This window comes from Methyloterricola oryzae, from assembly GCF_000934725.1.
In the GTDB taxonomy this organism is placed as follows: domain Bacteria; phylum Pseudomonadota; class Gammaproteobacteria; order Methylococcales; family Methylococcaceae; genus Methyloterricola; species Methyloterricola oryzae.
In genome coordinates, this window is sequence record NZ_JYNS01000011.1 from 20,899 (window position 1) to 38,357 (window position 17,459).

At 57.7% G+C, this 17,459-nt stretch carries 8 protein-coding genes and 1 pseudogene; 3 read left to right on the forward strand and 6 right to left on the reverse strand.

Annotation, left to right across the window (positions count from 1 at the left end; translation table 11 throughout):
* Positions 1–88 precede the first annotated feature (88 nt).
* Both EK23_RS14540 and EK23_RS21850 read right to left on the reverse strand, forming a co-directional pair.
* Positions 89–1,291 carry a polysaccharide deacetylase family protein gene (locus EK23_RS14540; protein WP_045226117.1) on the reverse strand — a complete coding sequence of 401 codons (1,203 nt, stop codon included), beginning with the start codon at positions 1,289–1,291 and terminating at the stop codon, positions 89–91.
* A gap of 375 nt (positions 1,292–1,666) precedes the next feature.
* Positions 1,667–5,767 (reverse strand): PAS domain S-box protein, encoded by a 4,101-nt coding sequence (locus tag EK23_RS21850; protein WP_082054207.1) that lies wholly within the window; start codon positions 5,765–5,767, stop codon positions 1,667–1,669.
* Between the two features lie 429 nt (positions 5,768–6,196).
* On the opposite strand from EK23_RS21850, the gene EK23_RS14550 reads away from it, so the two are divergent.
* Both EK23_RS14550 and EK23_RS14555 read left to right on the forward strand, forming a co-directional pair.
* Positions 6,197–6,853: a response regulator transcription factor gene (locus tag EK23_RS14550; RefSeq protein ID WP_045226118.1), complete on the forward strand. Its 657-nt coding sequence runs from the start codon at positions 6,197–6,199 to the stop codon at positions 6,851–6,853.
* Between the two features lie 466 nt (positions 6,854–7,319).
* Entirely contained in the window at positions 7,320–8,477 is a 1,158-nt protein-coding gene (locus EK23_RS14555; protein ID WP_158002511.1) for a PAS domain-containing sensor histidine kinase, read from the forward strand.
* Positions 8,478–8,558: 81 nt separating this feature from the next.
* Here EK23_RS14555 and EK23_RS14560 read toward each other — a convergent pair whose 3' ends face one another.
* On the reverse strand, positions 8,559–9,932 hold the full coding sequence (locus EK23_RS14560; protein ID WP_158002512.1) for a diguanylate cyclase domain-containing protein: 1,374 nt from the start codon (positions 9,930–9,932) through the stop codon (positions 8,559–8,561).
* A 1,583-nt stretch (positions 9,933–11,515) separates the two neighbouring features.
* Between EK23_RS14560 and EK23_RS14565 the strand changes: the two genes are divergently transcribed.
* Positions 11,516–12,880, forward strand: a complete 1,365-nt coding sequence (locus EK23_RS14565) for a hypothetical protein (RefSeq protein WP_045226120.1) — start codon at positions 11,516–11,518, stop codon at positions 12,878–12,880.
* 227 nt (positions 12,881–13,107) lie between these two features.
* On the opposite strand, the pseudogene EK23_RS24215 reads toward EK23_RS14565, so the two are convergent.
* The 3 genes and pseudogenes from EK23_RS24215 to glmS all read right to left on the reverse strand — a co-directional run.
* Positions 13,108–13,383 (reverse strand): annotated as a pseudogene (locus EK23_RS24215) (IS66 family transposase zinc-finger binding domain-containing protein); the annotation flags it as partial.
* A 452-nt stretch (positions 13,384–13,835) separates the two neighbouring features.
* Positions 13,836–14,831 carry a GDP-mannose 4,6-dehydratase gene (locus EK23_RS14575; RefSeq protein ID WP_045226122.1) on the reverse strand — a complete coding sequence of 332 codons (996 nt, stop codon included), beginning with the start codon at positions 14,829–14,831 and terminating at the stop codon, positions 13,836–13,838.
* 327 nt (positions 14,832–15,158) lie between these two features.
* Positions 15,159–17,000: a glutamine--fructose-6-phosphate transaminase (isomerizing) gene (gene glmS, locus EK23_RS14580; protein ID WP_045226123.1), complete on the reverse strand. Its 1,842-nt coding sequence runs from the start codon at positions 16,998–17,000 to the stop codon at positions 15,159–15,161.
* Positions 17,001–17,459: the final 459 nt, after the last annotated feature.

Here is a 17,459-nt window from a genome sequence, read left to right on the forward strand (position 1 = left end):
TCTCGTGACAGCCTGAAACGCACAATTTTGACGATTGTCAAATTTGTGAACTAACCCCGTCCAGAGTAAGCCCCCATCGGTCACAGGCCTAAGTGGGTAAGGATCTTTCCGGCTGTGGCCTTGCAAGCAAAGGCTGCAGCGCTGTCTCCACCGCATCGAGGTCCGTGTGAGCGCGGTGCACCCATTCCTCGCCCCAATAGAAATTGCAGCTGGTCTCCGCCCGTAGCAGGCGCCACTGCGCCTCGGTCAGCGCGTGCCAGTCCGCCGGGTCGTGATCTTCTCCGGCAATCGCCCCCTCCCGCAGCCGGTGAAATGTCGCACTCACGGCATGCAGCCGGGCCAGTGCGTCCTTCTGCAGTTGCGAGCCCGTCCATTGGGTGAAATCGCGCCCATGATGCCAACCGGTGTTCCAGGCCCCCTCTCGCACGCGCACTTCGCTGTGTACGCCGTGGCGTTCGATGTAGTCGCTGATGAAGGTGGGCCGGATACGGCCGCCGCCGCGAGCCTGGTTCATCAACTCGAGATAGAAGCAGGTCCAGAAGTTACTGCCCTCGGTGGTGTTGCGGAACCAGCCCCCGTTCTCGCCGTCGGTGCAGGTGGTCACCAGGGGCTCGAAATCGCACCAGCGGGTGCGTTCGATCAGTTCGTTCTCGAACCAGCCGAACTCCATGCCGGACTCCTGGGCGTCGGACAAATCCCGGTCGCGCACGATCACCACGATCTCGGCGTCGCCGTGGCGGGCGATATGCGGGCGGTAGCGCAATTCCTCCCAGCGCATGGGCGAAACCGGTTCCACGTGTTCGCTGTCCACCAGCACATAGCGGTAACCCGCCTGTTGCAGCAGCGGAATCAGCTCCATGGAAAAGCCCATCTCGGGCGGCCAGAATCCGTTGAATTGCTCGCGCCAGAACAGGTGCTTGGCGACGCCCTGCCAGCGGTGAAGATGATCTTCGCGGTCCACCACCGGAATCAGGGGCAGCACGGGATGGTAATAACCGGTTCCCAGAATCTCGATGATGCTCTGATTCTGCAGTTGCCAGAGCAGGGAGCCGCAATCGACCATGCCATAGACCCGTTGCTGGAATTCGGGGCTGGAGAGGGTCTCGAGTAAGGTGCCGGACAAGGACAGGTGCACGCGGCCCACATCCTCGTAACCCCAGAGCGACCTTGGAATCCGGTCGTAGGCATACAGGATCTCCTTGGCCTCCCATGGGTTATGGTCCAGCAGAAACTCCAGGTTGCCGGGTGGTTGGTGGAGATTCAGGACGAGCGCGTGATGAATAGTCGACATGGGATCAGCTTCCTCATCGGTGCAATAAGACGTGCCGCTTACGCCGCATCGGGCACATCGCCCGAAGGCGCCGCGGCGGCGGTTCCCGCTGTCGCGAGACGGCTGCGGCTTCCTATTTTCCGCGATTTGCCCGTGAAGAACAGCCCCGGCTTTAAGTGAACCCGCGAGGCAAGGAAATGGCCGAGAAATTGTTAACGTTCGGTGTCCTCGCTCATTCCCCCTCGCAGGGGGAACGCGAGGATGGGGGGGTAGAACGCCCGGACGAAGAAGCCAAATCGAATTTCACTGCAGCGGTCAAGGTGCCCCCCCACCCTACCATCCCCCTGACAGGTGGAGGGAAACGGACATGCTGCAACGGTCACCGCAAACATAGCCTTACATTTTTTCAAATTCTTCCAAGGGCTTGCCTCCCAGCCCGCGCAGCAGAGCTTCCACCTCGTCCGGGTCGGCAGGCTTGACCAGATGACCAAAGAACCCCGCTTCCGCGGTGCGTTTGAGATCCTGCGCCTGACCGAAACCGGTGAGCGCAACCACCGGCAGGTCGGCGCCGCCAGGCAGCTCCCGTATCCTGCTGAATGCGTCGAAGCCGGTCATATCCGGCAGGCCGATATCGAGGAAGACCACGTCCGGCCTGCTCTCCTGCACCCGCTGCACGGCTTCGCCACCGCTGTTGGCGATTCGGACCTGGTGACCAATCAGTTCGAGCAGCATGCCGAAGGAATCGGCTACGGACGGGATATCGTCCACCACCAGGACCTTAAGTGCCCGGCTTTCCTCGGTCGGACACGGGGTAACGAGCGCGGGCTGACGCCTCGGCGTGGTACGCTGGCCAGCCAGGGGCAGGTGCACAGTAACCGTGCTGCCCTGCCCCGGCCCCGGACTTTCGGCGCGAATGCTGCCGCCATGCAGTTGCACCAGACGCTTCGCCAGCGCCAGACCGATCCCCATGCCGGAATCGGCGTGGTCAGGCAGGTGTTTGCCTTGAACAAAGGGCTCGAAGATGCGCGGCAGCAATTCCGCTTCTATGCCGATGCCGCTATCACGGACGCTCAGCACGAACTCACCTTCCACAGCCTCGGCGCGCACCCAGATTTCGCCGTGGGCCGGCGTGTATTTGGCGGCATTCTGCAGCAGGTTGTCGAATACTTGAACCAGTCGCGCCATATCGCCTTCCAGGTAGAGGCCCTCGATAACGGCATGAATGTGCAGGCGCTGGCCCAGGCGGTCGATCACTGGCTGGCTGATGGCCACCGCCTGCTGCATGAGCTCGCTGGCAGCAAACCGGCTGCGCTTGAATTCCAGCTTGCCCTGGGCGATGCGCGACACATCCAGCAGATCGCCCACCAGGCGGTTGAGCTGTTGCAACTGGCCGGTCACCGTATGCTCGGTCCATTGCACGGTCGGGTCCTGCTTGGCCGAGCGGCGCAGCACCGCCATAGCATTATTGATCGCCGCCAGCGGATTGCGGATCTCGTGGGACAGCATGGCGATGAAGGCGTCCTTCTGCCGGTCGCTGGCCTCCAGGGATTCGTGTTGTGTCTTCAGGAGGATCTCAGCGGACTTGCGCCCGCTGATGTCCATGCAGATACCCATCATCTGAATCTCGGGACCCAGGCTGTTGCAATAGGTCGTGCCCATAGCGCTGAGCCAGACAACCGTGCCGTTGGACCTGAGCACACGGAACTCCTGGTTGAAGGTTCGCGCCGACCGTGTCGACTGCAGCAGTTCCCTGCCCACCTGGCGCCGGTCCTTCGGATGGATCGCCTTGAGGATGTCCTTGAACCGGGGTCTCCAGCCAGCGTCGTGTCCAAACAGGCGCCAGCAGCGCTTGTTGCCCTCCAGCACGCCGTCGCGCGGCTTCCAGTACCAAAGACCGATTCCCAGGGACTCGGTGGTCAGGCGCAGCCTTTCCTCGCTCTGCTGCAAGCGCAATTCGGCCTCGGCTTTCTCCGTGATGTCGGTGAAAAGGCCGATGAGCCGCGAGATATGGCCCGCCTCCTGCACGGCGCTGATGGTCATCATGTGGCGTACGACGCGGCCATCCTTGCAGCGGTTCCATAATTCACCGACCCAGTATCCCCGCTCCCGGCACGATTCGCGCATGGCACTGAAGAAGGCCTTATCGTGACGACCGGAACTGAGCAAGCGGGCGTTCTGGCCGATGGCTTCGTACCGGGAATAGCCGGTGAGCGAAACGAAAGCCTGATTGACGTCGATGATGGTGCCTTCGGCGTCGGTAATCAGGATGCCCTCGCAGGAGTTCTCGAACACGCTGGCGGCCAGACGCAGTTGCAGTTCCGCCGCCAGTTCCCGGGAACGGTCGTAACCGATGGCGATATAGCGGCTGTCGGGAAGCTGCTGGGTATTAAGCTGGAAAGGAATCTCGCGTCCGTCCTTGTGCTTCAGGGTCCAGGTGCGTACCTGGTTCTCCCCGCGCTCCATGGCCGCCAGGTATGCATACAATTCCGGGCGGTCGCCGTCCCCCACCAGTTCGGCGATTTGCATGCCGTGCAGTTCGTCCAGGGAATACCCCAGGGCGAGCAGGCCGGCCGGGTTGGCATAGACGAATCGTCCCGCATGATCGGCGATAAGGATGATGGCGGAAACCCACTCCATCACGCGCCGGGCATTTTCCTCGCTGGCTTCCAGATCGTGCAGCGCCGTTTGCAGTGCGGCGGTGCGCTCCTCCACCAATTTTTCCAGGCCCTGACGGTATATCTCCAGCTCCGCCCGCTCCAGCTTTTGCCGGGTGATGTCGATCTGCTCGGCGACATAATGGGTGATTCGGCCGTCGGGCTGCCGCAATGGCCAGACGGAGACGGCGTCCGTATAAATGCGCCCATCCTTGGCGCGGTTGGTGAACTCCCCGGTCCATACTCGGCCCTGCCGTAGGCTTTCCCACATGGCCGCGAACGTTTCCGGTGGCGTCAGACCCGAGTTGACCAAGCTGGGAGTCTTGCCCAACGCCTCTTCCCGTGTGTACCCGGAGTTGCGCACGAAGGTCTCGTTCACGAACTCGATGTGGCCCGCCAGGTCGGTGATGATGACGGAATTGGAACTCTGTTCCACCGCCAGCGACAGTTTGCGCAGGGCCTGCACGCGCCTCCGACGCTCGGAGACATCGCGGCCGGTCAGCACAGCGCCGGCAATTTCCCCGCCCTTTCCCCTTATGGGCGCAAAATTGAAGCTGGCGAACCAGCTTTCGCCGCTGCCTTTGCGGGTTACCTGCAACTCTTCGTCGAAGCCGCTTTCCCCTCTGAGCGCCCGCGCCGCGGGCCAATCATCCGAAGGCAGGACAGTCTCCTGCGGCGTACGTGCTTCCAGCAAATCGGTGTAATCCGTCAAAGTCGTTCCGGCCTGCGAGCGGTGACAAAACCCATGGAACTGGAGAAATGCGTCGTTGCAATGCGCGACCCGGCCATCCGCGTCGAAGATGCACACCGCATCGCTCATGGCCGCCAAGGCGCTTTCCAATTGCAGCGCCCGCTCGCTGGCGAGCCGGTCGAGGTTCGCATTCCATTCGCGCAGTGCGGCAAGCGCTCGGCCACGTTCCGCGAGAATCCCGGCCATCGACTGGAACACCAGGCTGGCGACGCCGGGATAGAGAAGCACACGCAGCTCTGCGTCCTCCAAAGAGCTCCCGGGCAACACAAAAGGCCCGACCCCCAAAGCCACGGAGCGTGCGGCAAATGCCGCCATAATCATGGCGGCAAGAGTAACCCCCTCGGTTCCGAATCGCACCGCCGCCCACAGCAGCCAGAGCATCAGCACGAAATTCATGCTCAGCCAGCCGAACTTTCCGAAGTACAGGCCATAGGCCGTCAGGCTCAGGGATGCCACCAGACAGACGGCCTCCACCGGTTGGCGCAAAAGCCGGCTGGAACGCGCAGCCTGCCAGTTGGAGACAAGCGATAGGGCCCAGGGCGCCGTGAACCAGATTCCCGACCAATCCGCCAGGCCGAGTCGCAGCCAGGTTTCAGGGAACGGCGCGGCCTGAGCGATGTGCAGCAAGGCCGCCGCGAGCGGGGCGGTCAGGGCAAAGGTAACCAGCACGGATACAGCCGCGAATTGGATGACACCCTTCAGGCTGTCGAAAACGAAGCGCTCGACGCTGCGCAGCCGCAAAAGAGACGCCCCGGCGACGGCGCCCAGGGCGTCGAACATGAAAAAGCCGGACTCCCAGCCCAAGGCCACCCCGTGCAAGCCGGAACGGACGGCAAGGATGGCTATGAGAGCCGTGACGATGAGTGTCGGCCAGCGCCGAACCGGGAAGCAGATCAGCGCTGCCCACAGGAGCCCCGCCGCCGGCCTGAACGAAGTGAAGGTGGCCGCAATCGAAAGCAGGTCGCCCAGCTCCGCCGTCAGCGCGCAGGCGATGCCGAATCCCGTCAGGAGCTGGAGGAAATGGCGCGGCGACTCGGGCTCCAAACGCCCCTGGCCCGTCATCGGCAGTATCTGGCTAGAAACCGGAACCATGGCATAAATCCCCGCTGACTGGGCGCAGACCCTGCGAAACCGATAATGCGGTGCAAAGCGGACCTCGATCCGTCGCGGCAGCAATCGTCATGGCCACGCCGAATGCAAAAGGGCCCTCGCGGAAACGGTGCGCTATAGTATCCAAATTAGTGCGCGCGCACTCCGCCGCGGCAAAACGCGGAAACGGCGCCAGACACGCCGGAGCGGCGAAGCGCGGGGCCCTGACAGCAAAGACTCAAAGAAACGCCCTGCCCCAGTCACCTGATCACCTAAACTGGCCCCGGCTACCGTATAAGTGTTTTTACTATTGTTATGATATCGCACTTGACCCAATTTACACTTAAAAAATTCAAGGATTCCCTGCCATTCACGCAGAACGGTGCGGATTGCCGTAACGCGCCTTTTTGCCGCACAAGCAGACACCACGCCATGAACGCCGAAACACCGTATGTCTACATAGTTGATGACGATCCTGAGCTATGCCGCGCCCTGGCCTGGCTGTTCCGGGTCGAAGGCATCGAAACCAAGGTCTATCATTCGGCTGAAGCCTTCCTGACCCACTGCCTCAGCGGCATGGCCGGTTGCGTGGTGATGGACGTGCGCCTTACCGGCATGTCCGGGCTGGAGGCACAGCACTGGCTGGTTGAACACGGCATCGAGATACCTATTGTCTTCATCTCCGGCCACGGCGACGTACCCACCACCCGGCAAGCCTTCCTTTCCGGCGCCGTGGACTTCATACAGAAGCCCTATGAGCCGGAGGAATTGCTCGCCCAGGTCCGCAATGCCCTCGCCAGCGCCCAAGTGTGCCAGGAAAGCCGCCGGGCTCGGAGATCACTGAAGGAGCGCTATGACAGCCTCACCGCGCGCGAGAAGGAGATCATGCTGCTGGTAGGCCACGGGCTGTCATCCAAGCAAATCGCCAATTCCCTTGGAATCAGTTCGCGTACCGTCGAGGTGCACCGCGGACACCTGATGGAAAAAATGGAAGCCGAGAGCCTGCCCCAACTGGTGTTGATGATCTGCGATCTGGGCCTGCTGAATCCCAGCGACGCATCCCGCCTCAACCAGGGCAAGAGTGCATGAATTCCTGACCTCGCCGCAAACCAATTGCCAGGCTCCGGCGTCCCGCCTGTATCCGTACTATTACGGGTTTCCTCTAAGAAAGATGGGTATTTAATACCTGCCACAAGGGTTATAAACAAGTGCATAAAACTAACCCGACAACAGTGGCGCTGTATTAATAATGCGCGGATTGAATACTTCCTGAATTTGTCCGCCCCCAGGCTGACAGGCGTCGTCACAGCAATCGGGAGATTGGCGCCAGAGGCCGCGGTGCAAGGAACTCGCGCCAGATGTTTTTCGAACCGAATCGGTCTATTGTGTAATTGATGCCTGACCCAGCGCCGGTGAGTTAAGGTATTGGGCAGGGTTAATGACTTGCCTGGTATGGGTGCGGCACAGGGATGTCACAAGCCCCATGTTTTTTGGTCCAGGCACGTATTCATTGAGCGCTCCCGGACGCATTGGCCGGGGCATCGAGTTCCTGCATATGCAAAATGTCATTGCTGATACTGCAATTGAGTGCGGCGACTTCCTATACGCCGCGATCGAATCTTTGCCTCACTTGGCTTGGTTGTGCGACGCCAAGGGGAACTGCTTCTACGCTAACCGGCCATTTTCCGAATATTGCCGTAGCGCGCTGGGAGAAAAGGCGCGGCTTAACTGGCTGGACCTGATCAGTCGGGACGATGAGGCCAAAACGGTCGAACAGTGGATGGATGCAGCGCCCAGCGGCGCACCTTTCGCGCGCGAACTGCGACTGCGCGACCGCAGTGGCGCGATGCGCTGGTTTGGCGTCGATGTGGTCCCTGTGCTCGAACCCGGCGGCGGCGTGCGCTTCTGGTTTGGGCTCGGCATCGACCTGACGGCGAAAAAGCGGGGCGAGGCGGACGCCCTGGCCAGCCAGATCGGCCTCGACGCAGCCCTCGCCCATAACGTGGCGAACCTCACGGTCTCGGCCATGGCGCACGACCTGAACCAACCGTTGGCAGCGGCGGGAACCTATGCCAGCGTCGCCATGCGTTTACTGCGCAGCAAGGTGACCGACCGCGACACGTTCGAGCACGCCCTGGAGCAAGTCATCCGGGAAATCCGGCGCGCGGGACGGATGTTCAAGGATTTCTCCGAAGGAATTCCCATCGAGCCGCCCGGCATGGAATGCTGCGACCTAGGGCAACTCGCACAAGATGCCGTCGTCAAGTTGCGGGAGAAGGAGACGCTTGACGCACTGCAAGTGTCGGTGACATCCCTTGGAATTGTGGGGACCGTCATGGCCAACCGGGTATGGCTGGAGCGAAGCCTGCATGCCCTGATACGACTGCGCGCCCCGCCCGCTTCCGAAACGGATGCTGCCCCAAGGGATGTGGTGGTCTCCGTCACGCCGTCCGCCGACGGCATGTGTGGACAGATCACGATCCAGCACCGGAGCGCGCCCCTGGACGATAACACCATACGCACCCTGTTCAAGCCGCACTATTCATTCAAATCGGGCAAGGTGGGACTAGAGCTTGCCCTCCATCGCGCCCTCATCACGGCTCAGGGCGGCGAATTCTGGACCGAACCCAACCGCCACGAAGGCCCCGCCTACTGTATCACCCTCCCATTGGCGGCCTGCGCGGGAGCAGAACGGGCTCAGTGTTCCGGTTAGAGGCGGCAGGGCTCACCGAACACTGCCCGACGCCCTGCCCCGCGTAGCCCAAATCGGGCCGGACGCAATCACCCGTGTCCGTCACACAGAGGAATCGATCAGATTCAGGTAATACAGCAGGTCCGGGTTGAGGGAGTCTTTGGCCAGCCCAAGCCTGCGGCGGCTCGGCCCGCTGCTTTCCGCCATCTCGTCGGACACACCCGGTGCCGGGCATTTCCGCGCGTCCAGCCTCCGGCTGAAAAAGCGGAACCGGCCGCCGCCGGATGCCTTCGCACGGTACATGGCCTGGTCTGCTCGCGTCATCAGGCTGACCTCATCCCCTCCGTCGCGCGGAAACAGTGCCACCCCGATGCTCACCGACATGGACGCATGAATCAGGTCAGCTTCGCAGCATTGAGGTGACTTGAATGTGCGCATCAATCCGGAGAGCACCTTGCGGACGCCCTCGACGGTGGCAACGTCCTTGAGGATCAACCCGAACTCATCGCCGCCCAGGCGCGCCACCGTATCCTCCTTGCGCAGGTGCCCGCTGAGGGTTCGACTCACGCCGAGCAAGAGCGAATCCCCTGCGGCATGGCCGTACAGGTCATTGATCGGCTTGAGTTGATCCACATCCACATAGCAAACCGCGAACCCGCCGCCATAACGACCTGCGTGAATGAATTCGCGGTGGAGCCGGTCGCGGAACAGGGAGCGGTTGGGCAGCCCCGTCAGGCTGTCGTGGTTCGCCAGGTACTCCAGCTTCTCCAGGACCAGCAGGTTCTGGCTGATATCCCGGCCTGTCGCCACATAGTGGGTCACTCGGTTATTGGGGCCGATGAACGGCCTGATGCGCTTTTTCTCGTAGTAAAGTTCCCCGCTCTTACGCCGGTTAATGAACACGGCGCAGAACTCCCGCCCCTGTTCCAGGGTTTCCCACAGCTTGGCGTAGAAAGCTGGCGGATGTTCTCCGGAACGGAAAAGGCGCGGGGTGCTGCCAATGATTTCGGTCAGGGCGTATCCGGTCTGCAGCGCCAAGACGGTATTGGCATAAACGATCCGGCCCTCCCGGTCCGTGACGCACACGCCGTTGTCGCTGCGCTCCGCCCGCGCCTGAAAACGCTCCAGGTCCGGGCCAGGAGGTGCCGTTTCGCCACCAATCCTCGAGCGCAGCTCGATCATCAGCGCCGGCTGCCCATCCCATTGCTGCGCCTCGCAAATGGCGGTCAGCGCCGCAGCAGGAGATCCCTCTACGCGAACCTCGCAACTCCGCGCGCCGCCGCGGTGCAGCAATTCCGCCCAGGGAATATCCGGCAGTAATTGCGCAGCTGGCTCCCCAACGATAGCCGCGCCGACCGCGCCGAGCATTCGGGCGGCCGCTTCGTTGCAGAGCCTGATCCGCGCGCTGGCGTCTACCACGAGCAAGGCGCAGGGGGGCAATCCCAAGGCATTCTGGGGCGGCGTGTTAGAAGTCACGTGTGTTGCAGGGCGAATCATGTCAGTTCACAAAGCCTAAGCCTCGCTCGAACCAACACCCTTCCATCGGTGGCATACCGGGATGCCCATGCACCCTGGCACATGCTCAAGCGCTCACGAAATCCCGGAATTCATCCGCGATTCCTGCGGTGCTGGTGCGCACCGTCATAATCGGCAACCCGTCGTTGTCGATTTAATCAGTCGCCGTAAAGCGGGTTTCCGGCGTCATTCGCCGCGGGATCCATTTTCGGACCCATTGTGCGACTTTCCTTAAAGCTACTCCGGCACGGGTGCCCGCTAAAGGCAAACACGCGACAGGTTAATGTTCGAAGCTAGCCCATGTTCCCACGTAATGTTCATCCGCCGAATAGGGCAATGCGCATTTCTACGCACTATCAAACCCCAAATACCCGTGAACTCAGCGTCCAACACAGTCAGGGACTCGAGTGCGTGGGCGGGGAGACCGATATGACTCCTCCAATTTCTTAAAACGTTCAAGGAGGAGGGCACGTAAGAACCCACACCACATCGCCCCCCAAACTCCCAATGCTTTCATCTTGCCACATAGCCCCGAAACTCTATTATCACAATGGGGTTAGACTCAATCGTGCCCCAAGAGCCACATGTTGTCATAAGCAGTTTTACTGATACCGCGACGTCCGAAATAACTCTAGGGCCTTACTAAGCTATATTGGAGCACCTTTCAAAAGTGCCCGCGTAGTCACACCTACGCAACCTCTGATCTGCATTATGCGGCACCACAGTGCTATCTTATTGAGCTGTCAAATATTTATCAGCTCATGCAACGACCTCCTCACCATGAACCAACCTAACTCAATTCTTCAATTGCTTAGCCATGTCTTTTATGGACATCCAACGTTCTGCGAAGAAACATAGCAGCCCTACTTAGACGATTGCAGTCAACAAATACCTCGGACCGGGCAAAGCTCAAATACACCGTATAACCACGTATTGTTTTACCAAAAAATCAACTTATGATTGCATTTGAAATACATTAATGTTACGCCAAAATCTATTGCTAATCTGGGCATAAGTTAGGCTAAATAAACTGTAACATATTATTTAATTCGTTGCCCCCCCGGACTTCAGTAGCCCGGGGGTAGGTTCGACCCTGACAAGGGTGATAACACTATTGCGCAGCGTGCTGCTGATTTACCGCAATAAACTCATGAAGGGCCAATTGAGATGAGACTGAATTGTTGACTTTAAGAGGCGCATCTCTCGGGTAAAGTATTTTAGCCGTGCGCCTGGAAATCACCCTAAGTAACTCACAACGCGCTAGTTATGGCTTAATAGAAACAGCGGTCAAGTCGAGGGAAATACGCGCTTTGGTTGGGGGTGGATCAACAAATACTCAATGCGCTGGGGTGTCGTGGCAAAAAATCTCGTAGGTGCGATCCGATGTCAATCTCACACATATTATCCGGCGACATGCCACCGTTTGGCGGAACCGGCAATATTCTAACCTTAGCTTCAGAAATTAGAGCACGTTTCCAAAGTCTCGAATTCACATACTAAACTCTCCTTTTCATTCCGAGCGCTTAGCAAACGGTAAATGAAAAATGCGGACAGAAATACCTACTTCATCGACTACAAAGGCCTGGGCTGAAAACTTGCTTCTGACCAGCGCCATACCAACTGTAGGAATCCTAATTACCCCGTCCGATCCATTTTTCATTGACGCGCCATTTCCTTGGGTACTTCTTCCTCTTCTGTTGTTGGCGCTTCGTTACGGCACAAACCACGGTACAGTCAGCCTATTGCTTCTCGCCACAGCCTATGAAATCGGCCTCTATATTGGCTATTGGGAGCCGACTAAACATTCTCTTTCTTCGCTAGCCATCGGCATGCTTCTCATCATATTCATTTGTGGCGAATTTCATGAGATTTACGAGAGACGCATGCATGCGCTTCAGATCAAATACTCGCGGCAAAACGCGCGAATGAATGAGTTCGTTCCACTTTATCAGCTATTGAAAAGTTCGCACGCCCAGTTAGAACGGAAACTTGGAGGGCGCTTCATGAGCCTGCGCAAGTCGCTCCAGGAGCTTCAGTCCCGAATTCTCACATTTTCGTTAGCGAAAGGCCCTCCTCTCGAAGGAATCGCCATGCCAATTCTGGATTTCTTCTGCTTCCACACCAGCACACGATCTGCCGCTTTGTATTCAATCAATATCAAAGGCCAACTAATGCATCCAGCCATGGCCTGCTTCGGCAACCCTCGTCCGGTTTGGCCAACGAATCACTTATTGCGCGAAGTACTTAGAACGCGCCAAGTCGTAAGTATCCAACCAGACCATTACGATACTGTGGACGGTACTTTATCTATCGTGCCCCTGATCGATGTGGACGACAAAATTTGGGCAGTGATCGTCATTAACGAAATGTCCTTATTCGACTTTAACCACCAGACCTTAACCTTACTCGCGGTACTTGGTGGACGCATTGGAGACCTGATTAGGCGTCGGAACTCGATATTTTCCCTAAGCGAATGCTCCATACAAACGCTTGATACAGCCATCCGGCGAGCCGACTATGAGTTAAGAGAATTCAAGTTGCCGTCAGCCATAATCGCTATAACCGTGCCCCCCCATAATCAGGATGATGCCTGTGGGAAATTGCTTGGCGGTGGACGCGGATCGGATGAGGTGTGGTGTATCAAAAGATACGACGGTTGTCAGATCCTTATTCGCCTCTTACATTTTACAGACGAGCAGGCTCTTGCAAGTTTTTTGAGCAGAAATGGCATTCTCGACTCGCTGTCTGCCAGTTCGACGCTCGTTTCAAGTGTTACATGGTGTTTGACCCCCGAACAGTGCCCGGAATCCCTATTGGCCGAGATTACAGCTACGCTCAAAATTCCCAGTACGCCGATTCAACCATCCGTCGAGGTTGACAAAGCAAAGTCACGGGCAGAAGTTGACTGATTGGGAAGTTACTCATCTCCTTTCAGAACCGGCCGCGTAAAATTGGATCGACGGTTAAGAGGGTGTGGACAAATAATATACAGTCGGACCTGCAAAACTCAGACCGCGAAAGCATTCCGATCGGAGTTCGAATCGACATCCCGACCAAGAATTTCCGCGGATAGTGCAGACACCCATCGCAGAAAATCGAGCCAAAAAATGGGTTTGATCAGGCCGGAGAGGATGGCCTTAGCCACTAGCACCTGGGCCAGAAGACCGGTGGTCGGTAGCCCCTTGTCGATGACATGGGCCGGCGCCGGCACCTGGACCAGCGTTTCGCAGTGAAGGCAGACACACTTGCCGCGGATGTGGCGCTCGACGCTGAAAGTGCCGGGGGTTTAGTCCAGCTTCTCGGCGATCCGCTTCAGTTCACAGCCGCAGGCACAATGCGTGGAATCTGGCTGGTAGTGGATCTCCCGGCGCGGTAACTCGGGCGGCAGCGGCCGGCGCTTCGGATTCTGTTTGGTGATGGTTTTGTCATCGCGCGCCACCCCGGCAACTGAGGCCTCGGGCTCTCTGCAAGCATCCACCACCTGCCATTTTAATTCGGCGCTGTGCTGCCGCCGGGTGCGCTTATTACTCCGGCCACTATTATCCGAACCGATGCTCGGTCGGTAATTTTGTAGTTTCAGTCAGTTAGGTCAGAAACCTGTGCGCTTTATTGCGGCCGGAGTAATAGTGTATTCGGCCATAGTGTCCGCCAAGAAAATAAGTGGACACTATCCTGCACGCTTACCTCATTGCCTCACAGATTACTTTGCCGGACGGATAATCAATTTCGGCAGAAATCTCAGTGCTTACGCAACCTGCAGAGTTTTTCCAGAGACGACTACTTATTGTCAATTAAAATCACCGTCTTCATTCATACGATTGCCCTGCACTTCCACACGAATTGGTATAGACCAAAAATGTTGGCTCAAACGTTGTATATCTGTGGCTTATAGTCAGACATATTCCCCGCTATCCACTCCATGGTCTTTTTCAGGCCCATTTCCAGACTTGTAAGGCTTTCCCATCCTATCGTCTTTCGTGCAAGGTCTGCATTAGCGATTAATTCATAGACCTCACTATTACGCGGCCGAAGTCGAGTGCTTTCAACTTCTACTGTCGGCGAACGCCCTAAAATCTGGAACGCGACATTCATCAATTCACCCATGGTTACCCCAGTCCCACTCCCAAGATTCAAGGTCAGGCCTTCGACATCCGAGGCTGTTGCTGCGAGTATAAATCCACGTACGGTGTCTCCCACATAGTTCATGTCTCTAACTGGCTCCAGAGAACCAGTCCTGACAGTATTACCGCTAAGCGCTTGCGTGAGTATGGTTGGGAGAAATGCACGAGCTGACTGTCGTGGACCATAGGTATTAAAGGGTCGGACAATCACCACCGGTAATTCAAAAGATCGCCAATAGGATTCGGCAAGCTTGTCCGCGCCTATTTTGCTGGCGGAATATGGTGATTGCCCCTGTAGTGGATGTTTCTCATCGATAGGTGTATACAGAGCTGTACCATAAGTTTCACTTGTTGACGTATGTAGCAGTCGAGCAACACCATTCTTCCTACATGCTTCCAAGACGTGAAGTGTGCCCCGTACATTGGTTTCTACATATTCTGCTGGCGCAAGATAGGAGTAAGGTATTGGAATGAGTGCTGCCAAGTGAAAAACTATTTCGGCTCCCTTTGTTATGCGATCTACGAAGTAAGGGTCACGAATATTTCCAGCATACACTTCGATCTGGGATCTTATGCTTTCTGGAAGGCGCTCCAGTTGCCCCCAATCGTTTCTTGAGTTATATGTAACTAAAGCTTTTACGCTTGCTCCCTCCTTCACCAACGCTTCAGTCAGGTGACTGCCAATAAAACCGCCGGCGCCAGTAACCAGGACCCTTTTCCCGGTAATTTTTTGAGACATAATTGCCACCTCATAAAATTGATATATAAATAAGTAATCCTAAAACACTGCCTTACTGAAGTGCGGGGTATGCAGGGCTCACGGCCATTAGCAAATAATGACCAATTGACAGCCAACTTGTGCAACATCCAGATTCATCGCTCTCAGGATGTCGGCCGTGTCCCGGGCCGACTCGGGGTCGTCAAAAAATGCGAACAGCAGGCCGGCACTGCGATGGATGGAACCATGGTGATGCCGGATGGCTGAAACGGCCGCTCTTTCCGAACCTGTATTCACGACACATGGACCTGTTTTCGCTGACGACGACTGAAAAGCTCATCGCTCTGCTTACTCGACGGTGACGGACTTAGCGAGATTCCGCGGCTGATCGAGATCGGTGCCGCGCAACAGGGCCACGTGGTACGCCAGAAGCTGCAAGGGAATGCTGTACACGATGGGGGCGGTCAACTCATCGACTTCAGGGAGCCGGATGACCTCGATGCCAGTCAAGCCGCTCAAATCCGTTTCCCGACTCGCCAGCACAAAGATCTGCCCACCGCGGGCGCGAACCTCCGCCAGGTTGGAATTCAGCTTCTCCGCCAGTCTGTTGTTGGGTGCGAGGGCGATGACCGGCATACGTTCATCCACCAGGGCGAGCGGCCCGTGCTTGAGTTCGCCAGCCGCAAAGCACTCGGCATGGATATAGGAAATCTCCTTCAGCTTCAACGCGCCTTCCATGGCCACCGGGTACATCGCTCCGCGCCCCAAATAGATCGCGTGTTCGCACAAGGCGATGCGTTGTGCCCATTGCCGGATCGCAGTCTCCAGGCGCAACGCGGTGACGATCTGTGTACGCAACTGACGCAAGGCGGCGGAGGCTAACCGCTCCATCAGGCCCGGGTGGCCGGGCCGGAATCGACAAAGAGCGAGGACCAACAGCGCCAGGCCGGTCAACTGCGTGGTGAAAGCCTTTGTGGATGCAACCCCGATTTCCGGCCCGGCTTGGGTCATGAGGGAAGAAGCCGAAGCTCGCACCAGCGAGCTTTCGGCCACGTTGCACAGAGCCAGAGTGTGCACGTACCCCAACCGCTTGGCCAGGGAAAGCGCGGCCAGCGTGTCGGCGGTTTCGCCCGACTGGGAGATGCTGACGAACAAGGTGCCCGGTGGCACCACCAGATCACGGTAACGGTACTCGCTGGCGACTTCCACCGTGCACGGGATTCTGGCCATGGCTTCGATCCAGTGGCGCGCAATCAGGCCCGCGTGGTAGCTGGTGCCGCAGGCAACGATATGCACGCCGCGGGTTCGTCTAAGAGCCTCCCAGGCGCTGGCTTCAAAGGCCACATCCAGAAGACCCGCTTCGTTCAAGCGACCGTTCAGGGTTTGCGTCACGGCTCCCGGTTGCTCGTGGATTTCCTTGTGCATGTAATGGCTATGCCCGGCATGTTCGCAGGCATCGGCATGCAGGTTCACCTCCTTGACCGGGCGACTGGTCGGAATGCCGGCCTGATCATGGACTTCCACGCCTTCGCGCGTGAGCACGGCGATGTCCCCATCCTCGAGAAACAGGAAGCGGCGGGTCTCCCGCAATAAGGCAAACACGTCCGATGCCATGAAGTTCTCCCCTTCGCCCAGGCCGATGACCAGGGGACTGCCGAAGCGGGCGGCGACCAAACGGTCGGGTTCGGGAACGGCAATCACCCCGATGGCATAACTGCCGGAGAACAGGTTCGTGGCAGCCCGCACGGCCTCTTCGAGCGTATGCCCCTGCTCGAGGAAGTCCTGGATCTGGTGCGCGATGACCTCGGTGTCGGTGTCCGACGTGAATTCAAAGCCCCTGTTCTGGAGCTGGACACGCAGTTCGTGATGGTTCTCGATGATGCCATTGTGCACAACGGCGACCGACGCCCGCGACAGATGCGGGTGCGCATTGCGTTCTGTCGGTACGCCATGTGTCGCCCAGCGTGCGTGGGCAATTCCCGCCAGGCCGCCGCGAGGAACCGGATCGGTCGCGATGCGCTGCTCCAGCTCCTTCAGCTTTCCCACGCTGCGCTTGCGCCAAATCTGCCCCCTGGCATCCAGGACCGCGATGCCGGTGGAGTCGTAACCCCTATACTCCAAGCGACGTAGTCCCTCTACAAGAATGGGTGCAATTTGTCTCTGCGCTATTGATCCGACTATCCCGCACATCTTGCCTCCGCATGAGCTTCAATGACCTAGCCGCCTCGCAATCTGGACTCAACGCTGAGCAACGCAAGGAAGCCTAGCCTTACTCGATTAGATACCAAGCATCGTGAGTATCCGCTTATTGTGACGGTACTGTGGGGGTCCCCTCCAAAAAAGATTAAACGATATTTTTGTAACTCCTTGTGTACCCTTCAAATGATACATTTCTACGTCACACTAGCTTACCAGCGCGAAAGTCAGTCGATGAGTCATGACGCAAGCTTCACATTGTAACAGTTATGTGACAACGCCTAAGTGCTGCTATAGATGACCGCAAGGTTTTCACGTACCCACGAGCCAAATAATATTTCCTGCTTTTCAATAAACAATACGTATCCATACGTGCAAAGAAAATAATCCAAGAGTAAACATCTATGCGGTTACTTTCTTAGTCGAATTAATACGTAATTGTACGCTGTCTTG

Excerpts from the sequence above, each read along its gene's own strand:
- EK23_RS14540 (WP_045226117.1), bottom strand. The coding sequence starts at position 1,291 with ATGTCGACTATTCATCACGCGCTCGTCCTGAATCTCCACCAACCACCC.
- EK23_RS21850 (WP_082054207.1), bottom strand. The coding sequence starts at position 5,767 with ATGGTTCCGGTTTCTAGCCAGATACTGCCGATGACGGGCCAGGGGCGT.
- EK23_RS14550 (WP_045226118.1), top strand. The coding sequence starts at position 6,197 with ATGAACGCCGAAACACCGTATGTCTACATAGTTGATGACGATCCTGAG.
- EK23_RS14555 (WP_158002511.1), top strand. The coding sequence starts at position 7,320 with ATGCAAAATGTCATTGCTGATACTGCAATTGAGTGCGGCGACTTCCTA.
- EK23_RS14565 (WP_045226120.1), top strand. The coding sequence starts at position 11,516 with ATGCGGACAGAAATACCTACTTCATCGACTACAAAGGCCTGGGCTGAA.
- EK23_RS14575 (WP_045226122.1), bottom strand. The coding sequence starts at position 14,831 with ATGTCTCAAAAAATTACCGGGAAAAGGGTCCTGGTTACTGGCGCCGGC.
- glmS (WP_045226123.1), bottom strand. The coding sequence starts at position 17,000 with ATGTGCGGGATAGTCGGATCAATAGCGCAGAGACAAATTGCACCCATT.